Here is an 18,710-nt window from a genome sequence, read left to right on the forward strand (position 1 = left end):
ATAGACGCCTTATACTGAATCAAGTGATTGGGACTCAAATTCGAGCTGTAGTTCAGATTATTCTTGTTTTTTGGAAGACGGCTCACTTTTAATGGATCTAGAAATACCATTAACTAAAAATGAAGAGAAGCTGATTGATGAATTTTGTAAGGAGATGAAAAAGGTGGAAGAAGAAAATAACAAAGGAAGTGCTTTAAGGCTTATTCAAGACATAACAAATACATATTTAAAGAAAGGGATAAGACTAAACGCATGTTACGGTGAGCGTCGTAAAACTGTAACAAATTTAGTATTTGAGGAAGTGATGGGCGTTACTCTCAATGAAGGTATGTCTCCTATCAATAGAATTGATCATTCTGATTTTGATAAAGAAGTATTATCAAATGAAAGTGAAAAAATCATGAGGGGTATCATTGGAAGTTTATTGTCAGAAGGTGGGAAAGTAGAAAAATCTACCTTCTTTAATGGTGAGCTAGGACATGTAACTTGTGATGATAATTATGTAAATAATTTCTTTGCGACATGTGAGGAAAATGAAAACAATCTAAAAAATGTAGCATATGAAAGTATTGTAAACAAAAATAAGCAAACCCAAAAGGATGAATTAGAAGTAGAGATAGATAATGGATGTTTTTATATAAAATATCCACAAGATAGTACTGTTGAAGTTGCAAAAATCCTAAGCAATGAAAAGAATAAAGGTTTAAGCTTAAGAGTTGGTATACTGCAAATTGGGAAAAGTATAGTAAGAGTTGAAAGCTACAACGGAAAAAGAAATTATCTGGATGTTTGTAAGCAAGGTGCAACATTATCTTTTGATAGTGAAGCAGGAAAAATCAGTATTCATCTAAATCCTAAGAAAAATAGTAATGAAATAGAAGTAAAGATTGATAAGGAGAGCGAAGCAAGGCTTAACGAGTTAGAAGATAAGGGGAAAAGTTTAGGAGAAAACTGTCTTTTAGGAGGAAAAAGCGTTCTGGAAGCTATACGAGATAGAAATTTTGAAAGAAATAGAAGTATACCAACTAGCGTAATTGAACAGCCAAATGCTGCAACGAATACTCCACAATCTTACTTAGAGAACATTTTCCTGAACGGACACAATTACAGAACAAAACAATAGGCCTATCTATCATTCTGATGTGATTTCAGTTTTTTTTACATGCAAACTCTCTAATCCCACCTTATAGTTAGGATAAATTAGAGAGACATTAAGATCTTTTTTAATTTTAACATTACTTACTTTTTTTGACCCTAAATAAAAACTCTGTGCATAATCTGGTAAGGAAGAAACCTCAATTGGCTCTGGAGGACTAACATTGAGAAGTTTGGCTGCATACATTATCACTTCAGATTGTGTAGTGGGTAAATCATCTGCACAATTGTATACTTCACCAGGTTTTATGTTTTGCATGGAAGAAAATAGAATATTCGATATATCTTCAACGTGAATACGAGAAAAAAAATGCCCTTCTTTTTTCACATTTTTTGCTTTGCCAAGCTGCAAGTCAATTAACACGTTCCTACCAGGACCGTATATTCCAGCTAAACGAAAAATATGTACAGGCAGTTTGCTATTCAGCCACTTCTTTTCAGATCTAAGGCGCTTTTCTCCTCTGATTTCTATAGGTTTTGTTTCAGATTCCTCATTCACCCAATTACCAGAGTAATCACCATAAACGCTAGTTGCAGACAAATAACCAAACCATTTAACATTTTGCAGGCAATCACCATATCTCTCCATAACATCATCACCATCTGGAGGAATAGAAATTAAAACGTGCGTTGCGCTTTTAAGCAGATCTTGGCTAACTTTCTCATAATTAAAGAGGATTACATTTTGTATATTTTTACTTCCTGATGTGCCACTAACTTTCCAACCTAAGTTCAGCAGTTTTTTCGATAAAAATTTAGCCACATATCCATAACCAAAGCAAAACAAGTGCATGAAAATTAATTTTTAAAATTCTTCTTGATAAATTCTACTCCTAATTTTATCCCCTCTTCATTAATAATATGCCCTAATGCATGAATTGGGTGCCTTTCAACATTTATTCCATTTTCTTTCAAAGCTTTAACCGCTAAGTCGAGGGACGAAAAAGGTACCACGTCGTCAGCATCACCATGGATAACACATATGTTAGGTTTTGACTTGATCTCTGGTGCAGTTTTTGAAGGTGAAAGAAACCTACCAGAGTATGCAACAACTGATGCACAGGATTGAGAGCGGGTGAGAGCTGTATGTATTGCAAGCATTGCTCCTTGAGAAAATCCAACCAAAGAAAGTTGCGTATCTTTTAAATTAAGCTCCTTTAATTTTGTATCAATGAAATGATTTACAATTGATGTAGCATTTTTTACTCCATTATATAGCGCTTCCTCACTACGATCTTCCAAGCTGAACCACTGATAACCATCACCTATTTCTCTTTCAAACGGAGCATTGGGTGCTACAAAATATGACTCGGGTAAAAACTTGCTCATAACTTTAGCAAGGTGAATGAAATTGTCGCCACTTGAGCCCCAACCATGTAAAAAAATAATCAAATTTTTCTTATTTCCGCCTGCACAAATTTCTTGGCCTTTAAGTTCAATCATTTCTTTTCCTTTTGCATTTATATTTTTATTTAACACTAATTTTCAAATTTGTAAAAACATACTGTGATTGCTGTTGAATGATGGAGAGACATACTCCATTATTTTATACCTATAGCTAACTGAAAAAAGGTTACCTCAGAAGGGATAAAAAGGTATAAAATGGCTTTGGATAAGGTAGAATGATGCCAAAGTGAGGATCTGAGGGAACGTGTTTTGAAAGTAGTAGACGAGAAAAAAATGACTATGGAGGAAGATGTTCAAAATTGATAGAAAAACAATATATTGGTGGAGGAAAAGAAGAGAAGAAACAGGAAGCATAAAACCATCTTCAGGCTATCAAAAGGGGCATAGTCATAAAATTAAAGACTTAGATAGCTTTGTCGAATTTCTAGATGAAAATCAGAGTTGAAAAGATAATTGAAAAATTTGGCAATATGTGCAAAGACAAAGTATATAACTACCTTAAAAAAGTGAACTATATGTATAAAAAAAACTTTTCTCTACCAGGAAAGGGATGAAGGAAAACGAAAGGAAGTCATACAAAAGGTAGCAGAAATAAGTGAAGAAAATTTAGTATTCATAGACGAATCAGGGATAGAAGATAACGAATTTTATGCGTATGGATGGGCTGCAAAAGGCAAGAGGTTATTTGCTGATAAACCAAGATTCAAAAGAAGAAATAATTGGAGCCCTAAGTGAAGAGGCACCATGAGGGATATTGCAACAGTGAGCTTTTTGAAGCGTATGTTGAAAATAGGCTTATGCCAATATTAAAACCTGGCTAGGTTTGACAATGCGAGTTTTCATAAGTCTGACAAGACGAAAGAATTAATAGAAAGTGTTGGATGTAAAGTTTTATTTTTGCCGCCATACTCGTCTGATTTAAATCTAATTGAGAAGTTCTGGTTTGCCATCAAGCATGCCATCAAAAAAGCGCTCCAAGCTTTTGGCCTGATATCAATTCTGCTATTGATTTTGTTTTTCAGTATTCAGGTAACCCTTTCTTGGGTTAGCTATAGGATCATCATCTATTCTTTTTTCTCTACAAGTATAGTATTTTCTAAAACGAATGATAAACGTCTAAAATGGTATTACCAACTAAAAGGTGTAAGTCTGTACATTGATGCATTAGAGGTCTGAGGCAACTTTTGATGGTGTGCCAACAATGCTCTATCGGATTTAGATCTTACTATTACCTACAAATAAAAACATAGTATTGTATTTACTCAAATAATTTAATTTTATTAACCTGAAAGCTTATTAGATTAAAATTATTAAACTAAGAGTTATAATTTTAGCAACTAAAAGCTGTAAATTGCACCATATAAACAGTTATTTCAAGCAAAAATTATGCCATTAAGAGCTATGCAACAAACATTTATATTTGTGGGTAATAGTAAGGATTTAGATCAGGTGAATATGTTGGAAGATAAAGCAAATGACAGCCAAAAGACTCTATTAATGACTTTGTTTTGGGAGTTTTATGGAATGTAGCATTATCCATAACTATGGTTGTATCACGCTGTAATTGTGGTTCGCTCTAACCATACATTAAATATATCTTTATTACACCCTCCTGTGAAGGTCATTGGTACAATAAACTTCTTTTCAATCCATCCACCTATTATACTCACTCTTTCCCACTTTTTTCCTGGAACATCAGCATATATTTTTTCTCCTCTTGGAGCTCATGCATATTCTCGGTATAGTCTATCCTGCTTCATCTATATATAAAATGCTACAGTAGTCTATTTTTGAGACTTTATCGATAAATTGCTGCCTATCTTCTTGATTGCGCTCTTGATAGAATGTGACTTTTTTTTAAGGTTATTTTTAGCTGTTTTAACCTATACCAAATTGCACTTATTCCAAAGCCAAGGTTTTGTTTCATTTCTGCTAGTGTGTGATCTGGGTGTTTTTTAACATAGTCTGCAAGTATTTTTGGGTCTATTTTTCGAATAAAGCTGCCGTTTTTAGATGGCTTTAGGCTTTCACCAGCAGCTTTCTTTTTTAACCAGCGGTACAGAGTTGCTATTCCTATCTCCAGAAGCTCTGCCACCTCAACCTTCGTCTTCCCTTTTCCTATCATTGATACTGCCTTTTCTCTTAAATCCACACTATACGCCATTATAACCCAAATAGCTTATTATAGCTTTATCATTTACTTTAGGAAATACTATAGTTTCATATTTCAAATAGAATGAAACCCTTTATTATTAGTATCGTCCTTTTTGTAGGAAACACTCCTAACTTTTTCATTACTTTTGCTGGGTAAGGTCATTCTAAACTGATACAGTTAAGTAGCTTTATTAATGTTCACTTTTAGTTCCTTGCAAATTTATAAATTTGTTAAGTAGAATTTTTATATTGAGTAATTGTATTTATAATATATTGTTTTGTATAATTGATTTTTTAAATTACTATGTTAACTCTAATGTTTTTGGTTTAATGAAAGATAATATTACTTATCACTCTCACTTAGGCGTATACGGTTTAATTTTAAAACCTAAAAGTATAGTTTTGGTGAAAAAAAGTCGAGGTCCTTATAAAGGGTTGTTTGATTTACCAGGTGGAAGTCTAGAAATTGCTGAAACGCTTGAAGAGGCGCTTGTAAGAGAAATTAGAGAAGAAACAGGTTGTTTAGTGAAAGAATACGACCAAATCCAAACAGTTACCAGCCTATATCATTATAATGAAGACAATGTAAATAAATGTCTAAAACATATAGCAGTTTTATACAAAATTGAAATCATAGGGGAAATAAAGCGAGAATCTGATGGAGAAGATTCTGATGGTTGTATATGGCAAAATATAGATACTATAAACTGTAAAAAATTTTCTCCGATGGTTCATATAGCAAGTAAATTCATAAAATAAAGACTATTATTTTTATTACAGATGTATCCACGGTTGGAAAATCAAGTTTAGCTCATATATTAGGTTCAAAGCTTTTTATGCCCAGAAACTTTGCGATTCCACTAACTACTTGTAGAGAAAAAAGAATAGATGATGATCCTAAATATTTAATAAATTTGACTACTGAGGAATTTCAAAAATCTCAATTTTTTATTAATTGTGAGATGCGGTACATTCTATCTTCATATAGCTTTCCTCTTCATACCTCAACTAATGAAATTAGAAGCATCAACTCCCTTCTGCAAGCAAGCAGCAATAACAGTGTTCATCATTAGAAATGCAATTGTTATTGGGCCAACGCCTCCGGGTACTGGGGTAATAGCTTTGGCTTTCCCTTTTATTCCCTCAAAGTCAACATCACCTACAAGCTCTCCTACATTAACACTATTTATGCCAACATCGATCACTATTGCACCTTTCTTTATCCAGTCTGCTTGAACAAAATTTGGCTTTCCGACTGCTGCAACTACTATATCCGCTTTAGAGCAATATTCAGCTAAATCTTTACTCTGTGAGTGCAAGATGGTAGCAGTGCAATTTTCCTGCAGCAATAGGTGAAACATTGGCTTGCCCACGATATTTGACCTACCAATCACCACTGCGTTTTTACCGGAAAGGTTCTCTTCAATTGATTTAATTAAATGCAAAGAACCTTTAGGAGTGCAAGGTATAAGGCAGTTTTTTTCACCTTTAACTAATCTACCAACGTTTTCATTGTGGAAGCCATCTACATCTTTTTCAATACTTACTGCGTTAATTACTCTGCTTGCACTAATATGATTTGGTAAAGGCAACTGTACTAAAATGCCATGCACAGATCGATCTTCATTTAACTCATTGATTTTTTCAATCAATTCATCTTCTGAAATATTATTAGGCAAAACAATGGTCTCAGAACTTATGCCTATTGATTCTGCTTTTTTCTCTTTGTTGCGAACATAAACCTGACTTGCTGGATTGCTGCCCACGAGAATTACTTTCAGGCAAGGAAAAATGTTATACTCTCTCTTTAAAATATCAATTTTTTGTGATAGCCTCTCACATAGGTCGTTTGCTATTTTTTTACCATCAATAATAATTGTCACTTCCTTGCCACTCCTTAAAGTCAGGTAATTTGATATCAAATAAATCCAATACTTTGCCAACAGAATGATTAATAATATCATCCAACGATTTTGGTTTAATATAGAAAGCAGGCACTGGTGGAGCAATTATTGCTCCCATCTCCGTTAATTTTAACATATTTTGTAAATGCCCAAGATGTAGTGGTGACTCTCGCACCATAAGAATTAATTTTCTTCTTTCTTTTAGCGTTACATCTGCAGCCCTTGTCAATAGATTGGAAGTAACACCTGATGCAATTTCAGACATTGTCTTCATAGAGCATGGTGCTACAATCATTCCTGAGGTTTTAAATGAGCCACTTGCTATTTTTTCTCCTATTTTTTCTTCAGAATAGTAAAAATCTGCAAGTGATGTAATATCTTCAAGTTTTTCTTTAATCTCATGAGCTAGAGTTATTTTTCCAGCACGACTTATCACTAAATGAGTTTCATAACCAAATTTGCAGCGCGTGACGCTGGAATCTATATTTCTTTTTCCCTGGATCCCAGTGTCAGCTACTCGGATAACAGGGATAAGAGATCTATTAATATTTCTTAACGCCTCTAAAATACGTACACCGTAAATAGAACCAGATGCTCCACTTATTCCAATTACAATTCTGCTATTCACTTAACTCTTCTTCGTAGCTCATTCCCAATGCACGTTTATAGGTATCAAGCAATATTTCCTGTTCCTCTCTGTCATCATCATCCATCTTCCTCAGCCTAATAATTTGTTTCATCACTTTTATATCCCAACCTTCATCTGCGGCTTTTACATATACATCACGAATGTGATCTTGCACATCCCTCTTTTCTTGTTCAAGTTTTTCGATTCTCTCTATGTAACCCTTCAACTCTTCAGCCGTTATTTTTACTGTATCTTCCATGAAACTCCACTAATTAATTGCTGCTACTAGTATTACCAGTTTTTACTTGCACTTCAACAACAGTAATAATATTTTTATCTTTTTTTAAAATCTTAAAGCGAAAACCATACATGGAAAACTCCTCGCCTTCGTCAGGAATGCGCTCTATTTCATTCACAATCATACCTGCTAGAGTTGTAGCTTCTTCACTAGGGAGATTCCAGTGTAACTGCCTGTTAATATCTCTAATCGTGGATTCTCCTTCTATATAATACACATTGTCAGACATCTTCTTTATAAAATTCTCCGTAATCAAATCATGCTCATCGGAAATTTCTCCAACTATTTCTTCTAATATATTCTCAAGAGTTACAATTCCTTGCAATGCTCCATATTCATCAACAACAAGTGCAAAGTGTTTCCTATTCTTACGGAAATTGTGAAGTTGTACACTAAGCGGCGTACTTTCTGGTATGAACCAAGGCTTTGACATAACTTGGGTAATGTCAACTTCTTCCGCTTTATTATTCTTTTCACGCAAGGCATTTATTAGACCCTTCACGTGAATTACACCGATAATATCATCTGGTTCTTTTTGCCATAAAGGTATCCTACTATGACTGCTAGTTAAAATTTCCCTTATTAACTCTTCTTTACTTCGATTTATATCAAGAGAAAATAAATTTCTTCTATGGGTCATAATTTGTGATATTTCTGTCTCAGCCAAATCAAGTATGCTGCTTAGCATATCTAAATCCTGTTGTAACATAGTTCCTTCACTGCGGTGAAGAGTAATCATATTACGCATTGCATCCGCTGCAGATATTACTTCCTTATCTTTATGCAGCCCACATAATTTCAGGATGAGGTTAACAATAAATTGAATACCTAGCGTCAATGGAGAAAAAATCTTTACAAAAAACAATACAAAATAAGCAGAAAATGATGCAAATTTTTCAGGATTTTGAATAGCATAAGTTTTTGGTAGAACTTCGCAGAATAATAAAATACAAAATGTCATTATAATTGTTGATAGGAGAATGCCCTCATTTCCAAAAAGATTGATAAATATTGCTGTAAATAAAGCAGAGCAAGTAATATTAATAATTGTATTGCCGAGCAATACCGTTCCTATTGTCAATTCTTTCCTATTTAATAAGCGGTCTATTATCCTGGCTCTTTTATTACCGTCTAGCTTTAGCTTATTAACTCGAGAACGGCTAATTGAGGTTAAGCCTATTTCTGCTCCTGAGAACAAAAACGATAAAATTAACAAAATAAAAATTGCTGATGATACTAAGACCAATAACCAATCCATTAAAGTACGATGTTATTGTGATAAAAAACAAAATTAATTTTACATGTTATGAGAGGCATTTGCAAGCCTAAATTTATATTGCCAAATTTTATATATCTTTAATCTTAAAAAATAAATCATAAAGCATATTACACGCTGCGTTCACATGCTCATCCTCAATGATAAGTGATGGGGTTATCCTTACTACTTTGTTGTTTGAAACCCTAGTTATTATTAAACCTTTATCAAGAGATCGACTAATAACTTTATCAGCTACAGGAGTTGCTAGTTCTATTCCCATTAGTAACCCTTCTCCACGAACTTCTGAAATCATCTCAGGAAATTCTTTAGCTAAAGGCAACAGCTTTTCTTTTAAATATTTACTAATTCTCTTAACATGATCAAAAAAGCCTTCTTTTAGCATTATATCGAGCACTGCATTACCAACAGTCATAGCAAGTGGATTGCCACCATAGGTTGATCCATGAGTTCCTGGAGTAATTGCTTCTGCTATGTAATCTTTTACTAAACATGCAGCTAGAGGAAAACCGTTACCCATAGCTTTTGCACAGGTTAGCATATCAGGTTCAATGCCGACATTTTGATAATGAAATAAAGAACCGATGCGTCCATATCCACATTGCACTTCATCAAAGCACAAAATTATCCCTTGAGCTTTTGTTATTTTCCTTACTTTTTGAAGATATTCTACTTCTAGTGGATATACTCCGCCTTCGCTTTGTATGGGCTCTAAAAACACAGCAGCTGTTTCATCGCTGATTTTTTTCTCCAAAGCTTTAATGTCATTTCTTGGCACTTTATCAAAACCAGAAAGAAGCGGAGCAAAACCTTCGCGTGATTTTTCACTGCCTCCAGCAGAAATTGCAGCAATACTGCGGCCATGAAACCCTCCTTCAATTGTAACAATACGATTACGTTTTGCTTGCCCTTTTGAATAAAAGTAACGACGAATAAACTTAATTGCAGCTTCTGTTGCTTCAAGCCCACTTGAGCAGAAAAAAACTTTATCTGCAAAAGTAAGAGTTGTTAAACGGTCAGCAAGCCTTTCTTGCTCGGGAATAGTGAAAATGTTAGAGCAGTGCCATAATGAGCTCAATTGCTCTTTCAGTTTGTCTGTAATGTATGGATGACAATGCCCTAAAGAAGTTGTAGAAATACCTGCAGCAAAATCTAAATATTTTTTACCATCTTTGTCAAAAAGATATGCCCCTTCTCCCCTAACTATAGGAGTGTCAAGTCTATTGTACGCATTAACAACATGATCCATTTTATAAGTATTGTGGTATTATCTGTATTATACCTGAAATGAATTCATTAACACAAAGCTTTTCCTTTAACCTCTTATGCTACTTCAACTAAAATTTTAGCTAATGCAAACCTTTTTTGTCATTCTATAGCTAAAGTGACTTAGTTTTACCAACGATTCGCCACTTATTAGCATTGTATAGCTAACCCAAGAAAGGTTTTCCTACGTCATACCGCCGCGGATAGATTCCGCTAACGAGTAGCGGAATGACGAATTTGTTGTTTTTCAAATTGTAGGTAAACCTAAGCCACTTTAGCTATAAAGGTCAAGTAAGTTTTTGTTTCTATTGAATGACAGTTGTAGCATATGCAAGAAGTCTATTGACTTTGAGCGCACTTTAGCCTATACAATTTTAATATCTTAAACTACTGGACATGCCCGATCTAAAGACAATGATGTTAAATTTTGGCCCTCAGCACCCAGCTGCACATGGAGTGTTACGCCTTGTTTTAGAGATGGACGGCGAAGTGGTTGAGAGAGCTGATCCTCATATTGGGCTTTTGCATCGTGGTACTGAAAAATTAATAGAACATAAAACGTATCTTCAAGCTTTGCCTTATTTTGATCGCCTTGACTATGTGTCACCAATGTCGCAAGAGCACGCATATTCACTGTGTGTAGAGAAATTGTTGCAATGTGAAGTGCCAATTAGGGCAAAACATTTGCGTGTTTTGTTTTGTGAGCTAACAAGGATACTAAATCATCTGCTTAATATCTCCTCCCAAGCACTTGATGTTGGGGCAATGACTCCTCTTTTATGGCTCTTTGAAGAAAGAGAAAAAATACTGGAATTCTATGAAAGAGCCTCAGGTGCAAGGTTTCACGCAGCTTACATAAGACCAGGTGGAATTGCAGCAGACGTTCCAGAAGGCTTGATTGAAGATATTGCAAAGTTTATAGAGCAATTTCCAAAGTATATAGACGATGTTGATGAGCTTTTGACGGAAAATAGGATATGGAAGCAACGCACTGTGGGGATCAGTGAAATATCAATAAAGCAGGCACTTGATTGGGGCTTTAGTGGTCCAATGTTGCGTGCTGCTGGGCTTGCTTGGGATTTGCGAAAAAGCCAGCCGTATGAGATATATGACCAACTAGATTTTGATATACCTGTTGGCCAAAATGGCGATTGTTATGACCGTTATCTAGTTAGAATGGCAGAGATTAGGCAATCTATTAGTTTGGTGAAGCAGTGCATAGAAAAAATGCCTGAAGGCCCAATAAAAACTGAAGATAGAAAAATTTCTCCACCGCCAAGGGAAGAAATGAAAAAATCTATGGAAGCTATGATCCATCATTTTAAACTTTATTCAGAAGGGTATCATGTACCAGAAGGCGAAGCTTATGTTGCTGTTGAAGCACCAAAAGGAGAGTTTGGAGTATATATAGTTTCAGATGGCACCAATAGACCTTACAGGTGCCGAATAAGAGCACCTGGCTTTGCACATTTACAAGCCTTGGATTTTATGGCAAAAGGACACATGCTTGCCGACGTTGCAGCAATTATTGGCTCACTCGATATAGTTTTTGGTGAGATTGATAGGTAATTATTGTAAAATAGTAACTCAACTAATGGTCAATACATCTTCTATTAAAAATTGTACAAATTCATTGCCATTCCAGTAATTCATAGAGATTTTACCCAAAATGGCTTTAACATTACCCTGCATGATAGCAGAGCCAAGGTGAGTATTTGCAGAGCGAAATGCAATAGCTCTTACCATAACATTATCATCAGCAATAAAACATTTTATATGGTCAACTCCTATAACTTCAGGCTTTCTTATCTTTGCTCCCTGAATGATAAACCTTGGTTCAGGATTCCCAACTCCAAATGGTCCCAAGCGTTGCAGTTGGTTCCACAGAGATAAGTTTATTGCTTTAGCAGTTACTATACTATCAGCTTTTAAAGTTTTCTCATTTATAGAGTTTGAAAATCTTTCAGTAAAAAAATCATGCAAATCATTTATTTTGTCTTCTTTAATTGAAAATCCTGACGCCATACTATGGCCACCACCTTCAATAATTAAATTTGTAAACTTTGCGGAAAGGACTGCAGCACCGATATCAACTCCCAAAATTGATCTACAGCTTGCTTTTCCTATTCCATTGTTTAAAGACATCACTATTGTTGGTAAGTGAAACTGCTCCTTTAGCCTCGATGCAATTATACCGATTATTCCCTGGTGCCAGTTGCCGCTTACCATTATAAAATTTACACCTAATTGGGCAAATTTTTCCGCTTGTGCTGTAGCTTCCAAGAGAGCCTCATTTTCTAACACTTTCCTTGCATTATTCAAATCTATTAATTTTAGCGCGATTGAATGTGCCTCTTCATCATCATCGGTTGAAAGCAACCTTGCACCAAGCGATGCTTCTCCTATTCTTCCTCCAGCATTTATGCATGGCCCAATACTAAACCCTAATCGTGAAACACTTGGTTTTTCAAGGATCCCCAAAGCATCAAATAAAACACGCAAGCCAACGTTTTTTCTTGCTGACATAACTTTTAATCCTTGTGAGACAAATGCTCTATTGAGGCCTGTAATCTGCATAACATCGCAAACAGTTCCAAGGGCAACTAAATCCAGCAGATCAAATAAATCTGGTTCTTTTTTGTTGGTAAAAAATCCTTGCTCACGTAGGCTTTTATTAAGAGCAATAATCAGCAGAAATGACACTCCAACTGCTGCAAGGTTAGTATAAGGAGAGCTTTCATCAAGGCGGTTTGGGTTAACAACTGCTACGGCGCTTGGTAACTTTTCCGTACCAAGATGATGATCGACAACTATAATATCAAGACCAAAGACCTTTGCATCTTCTATTGGTTGATATGCAAGCGTACCGCAATCAACGGAAATACATAAATCGATCCCGTTTTTTTTAAGTTGTAATAAAGCATCTGTGTTTAATCCATAGCCCTCATCAACACGATCTGGAATGTAGATTATAGAGTGTATATCGATTGCTCTCAGGTACCTGTTAATCAATGCTGACGACGTTGCACCATCAACATCATAGTCACCAAATATTGCAATGTTTTCATTATTTTTTATTGCCCGTATTATACGAGAAACAGCTTTATCCATATCAAGAAGGTGAAAGGGATCTGGTAATAGCGATCTGATTAGTGGATATAAGAAGTCGCTCGCATTTTCTATGTTAACACCACGAGTAACCAATATTCTTGCTAGTACTTCTGGCAACTCAAATCTCTGTATAAGAGTTAAGATTTCCCTTTGATCTACTTCTTGCAACTTCCACAATGCATTTGTTATGCTGCGCTTTTCAATTTCAAGTAGCATATTCTTTGTAAATAAAATTACTTTACCAGAACTTTTAAACTTGTTCTATAATTGTATTAGATGCACAGTTCCAGAGTGTGATGGTATGATAAAATATGAGAAAAAAATATCATCAAGGGAGGAATTATGGTTATATGGGTGCGCCAGAACAACAGAGACAATTCGTAGAGCAATACAAAATAGTAAAGAGAGCATAGCAAAACTCTCCAAGTGTTATAACCTTAAACCAAAAACTATTATTAAGTGGAGAAAACGCTCATTTACCAAAGATGCTGGTATGTGTCCAAAGCATCCAAGATCAACTGTTTTAACTTTAGAAGAGGAGGTGTTGCATTTCGTAAGCATACTCTATTGCCATTAGATCTACGCTTTGCAAACCTCAATCCCACATTTGAGTCGCTCCAGCTTACATCGTTGTTTATAAAGGCACAACATTAGCAGACTACCAGATGTCGATGGTGAAGTTAAACCAAGAAAGAAATTCAAACAATATCCTATAGGCTATTTCCATATTGATATCGCGGAAGTTAGAACAGAAGAAGGAAAGCTGTATTTGTTTGTTGCAATAGATCAAATTCACCTACGTTGAGTTGCACAAAAGTGCTACAAAACCCATAGCTGCTGAGTTTTTAGGTAATCTGATTAGAATTTTACTGTATAAAATCCACACTATTTTGACAGATAATGGCATACAATTTACAAATCAGAAGCGCCATAAATACGCCTTCCAACACATATTTGATAGAGTTTGTGAAGAAAATAACATTGAACATCGTCTGACAAAAGTTAGCCATTCTTGGACAAATGGACAAGTTGAACGTATGAATAAAACTTTAAAGGATGCTACAGTTAAGAAGTATTACTATCAATCGCACCAGCAACTTAAAGAACACCTTTATAACTTTGTTATATTATGCAAAGAGACTCAAAACTCTTAAGGGTCTTACTCCCTATGAATTTATATGTTATCAGTGGACACAGTCTCCAGAATTATTTATACTAAACCCACACCATCACACTCTGGAACCATACATCTTATACTCTACCTTAATTCTAGTTTTCGGACAACCTCTATCTCTACAAAAACTATATTTTTCTTCAGAAGAGAGTTATATTGTAACTATGGACAAAATAATCATAAAAAAATTTGGCGGGACTTCGCTAACTGATTTAAACCGAGTTGCAAATTTGATAAAAAACGATATTGAGAAAGGTTGTAATGTAATCGTTGTTGTATCTGCTGTTGCAGGATTTACCGACCAAATGGCTTTTCAGGCTAGGCAAATCTCAAATTTAAGTTGCAGACAAGAGTTATCAGAGTATGACGTTATGCTTTCAGCAGGAGAACAAATTTCTTGCGGTCTATTAGCTATCACTCTCCAATCGATCGGAGTTAATGCTAAATCGTGGCTTGCCTGGCAGCTACCAATTGTAACTGATGATTTTTATTCTGAGTCTAAAATAAAAACAATAAAGATTGACCGTGTGAAAAGATCTTTTGCTGAGGGTTATACTGCTGCGATCATCGCTGGTTTTCAGGGTATAAATGATGATAGAATCACTACTTTTGGAAGAGGAGGCTCTGATATATCAGCAGTTGCCTTCACGGTAGCCTTTGGTGTTAGAACTTGCGAAATTTTTACTGATATTGATGGAATATATACAGCAGACCCGAGAATTGTTCCAAAGGCACGCAAGCTCAAATTTATCTCTTACGATGAAATGTTGGAAATGTCGTCATCTGGTGCTAAAATACTGCATAATCGTTCAATACAACTTGCAATGAAGCATAACATTAAAGTGCAAGTGTTATCCACTTTTAAAGAAGTAGAAGGCACCACAGTACTACACAAAAGGGATGTACTAGAGAGATACTTAATTACTGGAATAGCTTATAGCACTAATGAAGCTCTTGTAACTTTCACTAACCTTGCAAATAACTTGCGTACTTTAAGAGATATAGTAGGGGCAAACGTTAAAATTGATATGATACATGGGTCAAGTTTTGTTATCTCCAAATTTGATATTGATTTAATGGAAAAGTTACTGAATAAGAATGAAAATTATGCTATAAACGATAATGTAGCTAAAATTTCAATAATTGGTATTGGTGTTATGTCTAACACTGAAGTGATGCACCGCACACTCAAGGTTTTAAGCGAAAAAAAGATAGAAATACTTGCTATCACAATATCCGAAATCAAAATCAGTATAATTGTTCAAAAAGAATACGTTGTAGCTTTGGTCAAAGATTTACATACTGAGTATGAGCTTGATATGCAACACTAGGATAGGCTCGACGTCCACAACTGTACGAACATTGCAATTTGGGCCTACCAGGAGGGTGTCATTCTCCTGTCATCCAAGTAGCTGACACTGGTTCCTTTATGACGGTGTCATCCCAGTGCCCAGACACTGGGATCCAGTTTTCCATATAATCTCATTGAAAACGTTGTGTTTTAACAACCACTTTCTATGCTAGTTTGCTTGCTTACAAGCAAACTTTTCTGGATCCAAGTAGTCAGGGCACTGGGATGACAGCTAGCCTGACAATCGTCATCCCGCTACTTGTTAGCGGGATCTATGCTAAGGGATACCGCGAATGAATCGCGGTATGACGTAGGACTGCTGTCATTCCAGTGCTTGACACTAGAATCCAGTTTTCCATATAATTCCATCAAAAACGTTGTGTTTTAACATAACACTTTTATGCTTACCAACCCAGTGTCCAATCAAAATTCCTGGATCCAAGTAGTCAAGGCACTGGGATGACAAAGGAGGGCAGTGTCAGATACTTGAATGACACCTTTTTTCTACTTAGTGTGGGTTATGCAAGAAGTCTATTGTATAGCTATTGCTGATCATATATTACTTATAGCTTATCTATTCAAATTTTGACTTCATTTTCATAATTAATTATTGACACTGTTGATAATCTAGTTATTGTTAATATTGTATTGGTTAATGAGGTAAAAAATGTCTACATTTAACCTTAAAATTTCAATTGCTGCTTTCTCATTATGTGTAAAAGACAAGATTTAATGTGACAGACAAGAATTAATTGACAGAAGAATTGAGGTAGTCAAAACTAATATCAGGCTCTTGTTTAATGCTACTAATGTTTTTCTGAAAAGCAATATATTTACTATCAAAAAACGTTTGCATAGGTGTTTTGCCATAGCAATACTTACCCGAGTGAGGCCTTGTCTCATTATAAGAACGCAACCAATAATCAACATCAATCTGTAGATCTTCCAAAGAATTGTAGATTTTCTTTCTAAAGATAATATTGTAACACTCATCTTGCATGGTTCTATGAAATCTTTCACATATGCCATTGGTTTGTGGAGAGTTGGCTTTGGTTCTAGAATGATCGATATTTTCGATTCCCAAATATAACTGATAAGCGTGATTTTCTGGCTTGCCACAATACTCTGTACCCCTATCAGTTAGAATGCGTAATAATGGAATTTTCTGCTCATCAAAAAATGGAATAACTCTATCGTTGAGGAGGTCTGCAGCTGTAATAGCTGTTCTGTCCGTGTAAAGTTTAACCATTGCAACTCTCGAATAAGTATCAACAAAAGTCTGCTGATAAATTAGCCCTATACCTTTGATATTGCCCACATAATAGGTATCTTGAGAACCCAAATAACCTGGATGTTGTGTCTCAATTTCACCATGAGCTTCCCTTTGTTCTTTAACTTTTTCTAAAGCTGTAAGTTGTTCTTCAGTTAAAATGATTCCTTCTTAAGCTACTTTTGTCTCTAGCGCTTTAAGTCTCTTTTTGAGAGTTTCAAGGTCATTTCTTAGCCATACAGACCTTACTCCTCCCTGAGAAATTATTATACCTCTTTTTCTCAGTTCATTTGCAGCTCTTTCTTGCCCATATGCTGGAAATTCTGTTGCTATACCAATCACTGCTCTTTCTATATCGTCGGAAACTCTGTTCGCTAATAGCGGTTTTTTCTTACTTATTTCATGTAATGCTTCCTCTCCTCCATTTTCATATAACTCCTTAAACCGATAAAATGTATCTCTTGAGTATCCCATCACTTTGCATGCTTGAGATACATTTCCTAGTTGTTTTGCTAGCTCTAATAACCCTAGCTTTGGTTTTAGTATTTTTGTTTGTATTGTACTCATTTCTAACACTCCTTTCTTTTATTATTTTATAACTTACTTATTTTAAGTGTCAGATCAAGTCCTATTTAATACACATTATGTGTATCTGCCGTTGCAATTTATATACATCTTCCTTATGTTATTGCAGCAGTTTCTGGTTCTGGTGCAATTGAAGCAGTGCCTTTAGCAATTTTTGCTGTTTCTGCGATTGTTGCATTGATTTCAACAATATATCTCATTAGACTGGCCGTTTCTAGAGCTGGTGATAAGAAAAAAATAGATCTTAGTGGAGAAGAATCCGGCCATACTGCATCTCAAGAACCACAAAAACTTGTGCATGAAAATAGCACTAATCTGGAAAGTAAGCCAATTGGAAAAGAGTTTGATAAGTCTGTTAAGAAAGGTAGTGGATCACAGATAAAAGTTGATAGTGGTATTAATCTGGAAAATCAATCAAGTGTGCCTACTCCTCAATCACTTCCAGTAACGCTTGAAACACAACAAATTCCGCATGCGGCTGTACCACCTCCTCCATTTCCACAAGGTGCTGCTCCGCCACCACCACTTCCTCCTGAAGGTTTGAAAGATTGGAACCTATCAAAGAATAATCCTACTGGTAAAAAATCTTCTGTTGGTGCTACAAAAAAAAACACTTCCCCTCGTAAAAAATACGAATCCCCGGAAGATAGCAGGAGAATGCCTGTTAGTGATGATACTATTACAAATGAAAGGGCAACCTTTAAAAAACCAGTGGAACCAAATTCTGTGACTTTGGCTATGCTAAATAAATTCAATACTATGAACCCCCATGCATACAGTGAAAGTGAAAACGAATGTTTTAACCAAGATGACGAAGGATGGAGTAAGAGCGAACATTCTGGTTCTGACATCAGTTGTGCGAATGAGGGAAAACAAAAAAAGAAGAAGCTGACAAAACACAGGGAAAAATCTACATCTTCAAACCTCCAATCAGATGGTGAAAAAAGAAGCAAAAGTCCTGACAGTGGTAATGTATCTGGTGATGATGTACACTCTAAACTCACGTCTCCGTTACCTCCTGAACCAAAGGCAGAGAAGCCACCGAAACCACTAAAGCCCGCTAATTTACAAATGTGTATTAAATAGGACTTGATCTGACACTTAAAATAAGTAAGTTATAAAATAATAAAA

Annotated in this window: 17 protein-coding genes and 2 pseudogenes; 8 read left to right on the top strand and 11 right to left on the bottom strand. The window is 35.4% G+C overall.

The window, feature by feature from the left end:
* Positions 1-91: 91 nt before the first annotated feature.
* On the top strand, positions 92-1,123 hold the full coding sequence (locus tag ACE38O_RS05515) for a hypothetical protein (RefSeq protein WP_374698529.1): 1,032 nt from the start codon (positions 92-94) through the stop codon (positions 1,121-1,123).
* A gap of 9 nt (positions 1,124-1,132) precedes the next feature.
* Here ACE38O_RS05515 and ACE38O_RS05520 read toward each other — a convergent pair whose 3' ends face one another.
* Together ACE38O_RS05520 and ACE38O_RS05525 are read right to left on the bottom strand one after the other, a co-directional pair.
* Entirely contained in the window at positions 1,133-1,948 is an 816-nt protein-coding gene (locus ACE38O_RS05520; RefSeq protein WP_374698530.1) for an SDR family oxidoreductase, read from the bottom strand.
* A 5-nt stretch (positions 1,949-1,953) separates the two neighbouring features.
* Positions 1,954-2,598, bottom strand: coding sequence for an alpha/beta hydrolase (locus ACE38O_RS05525; RefSeq protein WP_374699096.1), 645 nt, complete (start codon positions 2,596-2,598; stop codon positions 1,954-1,956).
* A gap of 253 nt (positions 2,599-2,851) precedes the next feature.
* On the opposite strand from ACE38O_RS05525, the gene ACE38O_RS05530 reads away from it, so the two are divergent.
* Both ACE38O_RS05530 and ACE38O_RS05535 read left to right on the top strand, forming a co-directional pair.
* The gene (locus ACE38O_RS05530; RefSeq protein WP_253309621.1) at positions 2,852-3,007 is read left to right on the top strand and encodes a hypothetical protein; all 156 of its coding nucleotides are present in this window, start codon (positions 2,852-2,854) and stop codon (positions 3,005-3,007) included.
* A gap of 422 nt (positions 3,008-3,429) precedes the next feature.
* Positions 3,430-3,738, top strand: coding sequence for a transposase (locus tag ACE38O_RS05535; RefSeq protein ID WP_374699097.1), 309 nt, complete (start codon positions 3,430-3,432; stop codon positions 3,736-3,738).
* A 238-nt stretch (positions 3,739-3,976) separates the two neighbouring features.
* Here the strand turns inward: ACE38O_RS05535 and ACE38O_RS05540 are convergent, their stop codons facing one another.
* Both ACE38O_RS05540 and ACE38O_RS05545 read right to left on the bottom strand, forming a co-directional pair.
* Complete coding sequence (locus ACE38O_RS05540) at positions 3,977-4,102, bottom strand: transposase (protein ID WP_374698531.1); 126 nt, start codon at positions 4,100-4,102, stop codon at positions 3,977-3,979.
* Between the two features lie 276 nt (positions 4,103-4,378).
* On the bottom strand, positions 4,379-4,714 hold the full coding sequence (locus ACE38O_RS05545; protein ID WP_374698532.1) for an IS630 transposase-related protein: 336 nt from the start codon (positions 4,712-4,714) through the stop codon (positions 4,379-4,381).
* A gap of 332 nt (positions 4,715-5,046) precedes the next feature.
* Between ACE38O_RS05545 and ACE38O_RS05550 the strand changes: the two genes are divergently transcribed.
* A complete protein-coding gene (locus tag ACE38O_RS05550) occupies positions 5,047-5,475 on the top strand; it encodes an NUDIX domain-containing protein (protein WP_374698533.1) in 429 nt (142 codons plus the stop codon).
* 245 nt (positions 5,476-5,720) lie between these two features.
* On the opposite strand, the gene folD is transcribed toward ACE38O_RS05550, so the two are convergent.
* From folD to ACE38O_RS05575, 5 genes are all read right to left on the bottom strand, one after another.
* Positions 5,721-6,599: a bifunctional methylenetetrahydrofolate dehydrogenase/methenyltetrahydrofolate cyclohydrolase FolD gene (folD, locus tag ACE38O_RS05555; RefSeq protein WP_374698534.1), complete on the bottom strand. Its 879-nt coding sequence runs from the start codon at positions 6,597-6,599 to the stop codon at positions 5,721-5,723.
* A complete protein-coding gene (locus ACE38O_RS05560; protein ID WP_253309371.1) occupies positions 6,583-7,248 on the bottom strand; it encodes a UbiX family flavin prenyltransferase in 666 nt (221 codons plus the stop codon). Before ACE38O_RS05560 ends, folD begins: the two co-directional genes overlap by 17 nt.
* Positions 7,241-7,507 (bottom strand): DUF2312 domain-containing protein, encoded by a 267-nt coding sequence (locus ACE38O_RS05565; RefSeq protein ID WP_064125346.1) that lies wholly within the window; start codon positions 7,505-7,507, stop codon positions 7,241-7,243. Before ACE38O_RS05565 ends, ACE38O_RS05560 begins: the two co-directional genes overlap by 8 nt.
* A 13-nt stretch (positions 7,508-7,520) precedes the next feature.
* Positions 7,521-8,804, bottom strand: a complete 1,284-nt coding sequence (locus ACE38O_RS05570; RefSeq protein ID WP_374698535.1) for an HlyC/CorC family transporter — start codon at positions 8,802-8,804, stop codon at positions 7,521-7,523.
* An 88-nt stretch (positions 8,805-8,892) separates the two neighbouring features.
* Complete coding sequence (locus ACE38O_RS05575) at positions 8,893-10,071, bottom strand: aspartate aminotransferase family protein (protein WP_374698536.1); 1,179 nt, start codon at positions 10,069-10,071, stop codon at positions 8,893-8,895.
* A 413-nt stretch (positions 10,072-10,484) separates the two neighbouring features.
* Between ACE38O_RS05575 and ACE38O_RS05580 the strand changes: the two genes are divergently transcribed.
* Entirely contained in the window at positions 10,485-11,657 is a 1,173-nt protein-coding gene (locus ACE38O_RS05580; RefSeq protein WP_374698537.1) for an NADH-quinone oxidoreductase subunit D, read from the top strand.
* An 18-nt stretch (positions 11,658-11,675) separates the two neighbouring features.
* Here the strand turns inward: ACE38O_RS05580 and recJ are convergent, their stop codons facing one another.
* Positions 11,676-13,415 carry a single-stranded-DNA-specific exonuclease RecJ gene (gene recJ, locus ACE38O_RS05585; RefSeq protein WP_374698538.1) on the bottom strand — a complete coding sequence of 580 codons (1,740 nt, stop codon included), beginning with the start codon at positions 13,413-13,415 and terminating at the stop codon, positions 11,676-11,678.
* Between the two features lie 85 nt (positions 13,416-13,500).
* Between recJ and ACE38O_RS05590 the strand changes: the two are divergent.
* A pseudogene (locus ACE38O_RS05590) lies at positions 13,501-14,447 on the top strand (DDE-type integrase/transposase/recombinase); the annotation flags it as partial.
* Between the two features lie 90 nt (positions 14,448-14,537).
* Entirely contained in the window at positions 14,538-15,704 is a 1,167-nt protein-coding gene (locus ACE38O_RS05595; RefSeq protein WP_374699098.1) for an aspartate kinase, read from the top strand.
* Positions 15,705-16,472: 768 nt separating this feature from the next.
* Here ACE38O_RS05595 and ACE38O_RS05600 read toward each other — a convergent pair.
* Positions 16,473-17,561, bottom strand: a pseudogene (locus ACE38O_RS05600) (IS481 family transposase).
* A gap of 156 nt (positions 17,562-17,717) precedes the next feature.
* Here ACE38O_RS05600 and ACE38O_RS05605 point away from each other — a divergent pair.
* Complete coding sequence (locus tag ACE38O_RS05605) at positions 17,718-18,665, top strand: hypothetical protein (protein ID WP_374698539.1); 948 nt, start codon at positions 17,718-17,720, stop codon at positions 18,663-18,665.
* Positions 18,666-18,710 lie beyond the last annotated feature (45 nt).

Source organism: Wolbachia endosymbiont (group B) of Limnophora tigrina, from assembly GCF_964263235.1.
In the GTDB taxonomy this organism is placed as follows: Bacteria; Pseudomonadota; Alphaproteobacteria; order Rickettsiales; family Anaplasmataceae; genus Wolbachia.

What these genes read in the sequence shown, in the direction of transcription:
- ACE38O_RS05515 (WP_374698529.1), top strand. Translation starts at nt 92, where the DNA reads ATGGATCTAGAAATACCATTAACTAAAAATGAAGAGAAGCTGATTGAT.
- ACE38O_RS05520 (WP_374698530.1), bottom strand. Translation starts at nt 1,948, where the DNA reads ATGCACTTGTTTTGCTTTGGTTATGGATATGTGGCTAAATTTTTATCG.
- ACE38O_RS05525 (WP_374699096.1), bottom strand. Translation starts at nt 2,598, where the DNA reads ATGATTGAACTTAAAGGCCAAGAAATTTGTGCAGGCGGAAATAAGAAA.
- ACE38O_RS05530 (WP_253309621.1), top strand. Translation starts at nt 2,852, where the DNA reads ATGTTCAAAATTGATAGAAAAACAATATATTGGTGGAGGAAAAGAAGA.
- ACE38O_RS05540 (WP_374698531.1), bottom strand. Translation starts at nt 4,102, where the DNA reads ATGGATAATGCTACATTCCATAAAACTCCCAAAACAAAGTCATTAATA.
- ACE38O_RS05550 (WP_374698533.1), top strand. Translation starts at nt 5,047, where the DNA reads ATGAAAGATAATATTACTTATCACTCTCACTTAGGCGTATACGGTTTA.
- ACE38O_RS05565 (WP_064125346.1), bottom strand. Translation starts at nt 7,507, where the DNA reads ATGGAAGATACAGTAAAAATAACGGCTGAAGAGTTGAAGGGTTACATA.
- ACE38O_RS05570 (WP_374698535.1), bottom strand. Translation starts at nt 8,804, where the DNA reads ATGGATTGGTTATTGGTCTTAGTATCATCAGCAATTTTTATTTTGTTA.
- ACE38O_RS05575 (WP_374698536.1), bottom strand. Translation starts at nt 10,071, where the DNA reads ATGGATCATGTTGTTAATGCGTACAATAGACTTGACACTCCTATAGTT.
- ACE38O_RS05580 (WP_374698537.1), top strand. Translation starts at nt 10,485, where the DNA reads ATGCCCGATCTAAAGACAATGATGTTAAATTTTGGCCCTCAGCACCCA.
- recJ (WP_374698538.1), bottom strand. Translation starts at nt 13,415, where the DNA reads ATGCTACTTGAAATTGAAAAGCGCAGCATAACAAATGCATTGTGGAAG.
- ACE38O_RS05595 (WP_374699098.1), top strand. Translation starts at nt 14,538, where the DNA reads ATGGACAAAATAATCATAAAAAAATTTGGCGGGACTTCGCTAACTGAT.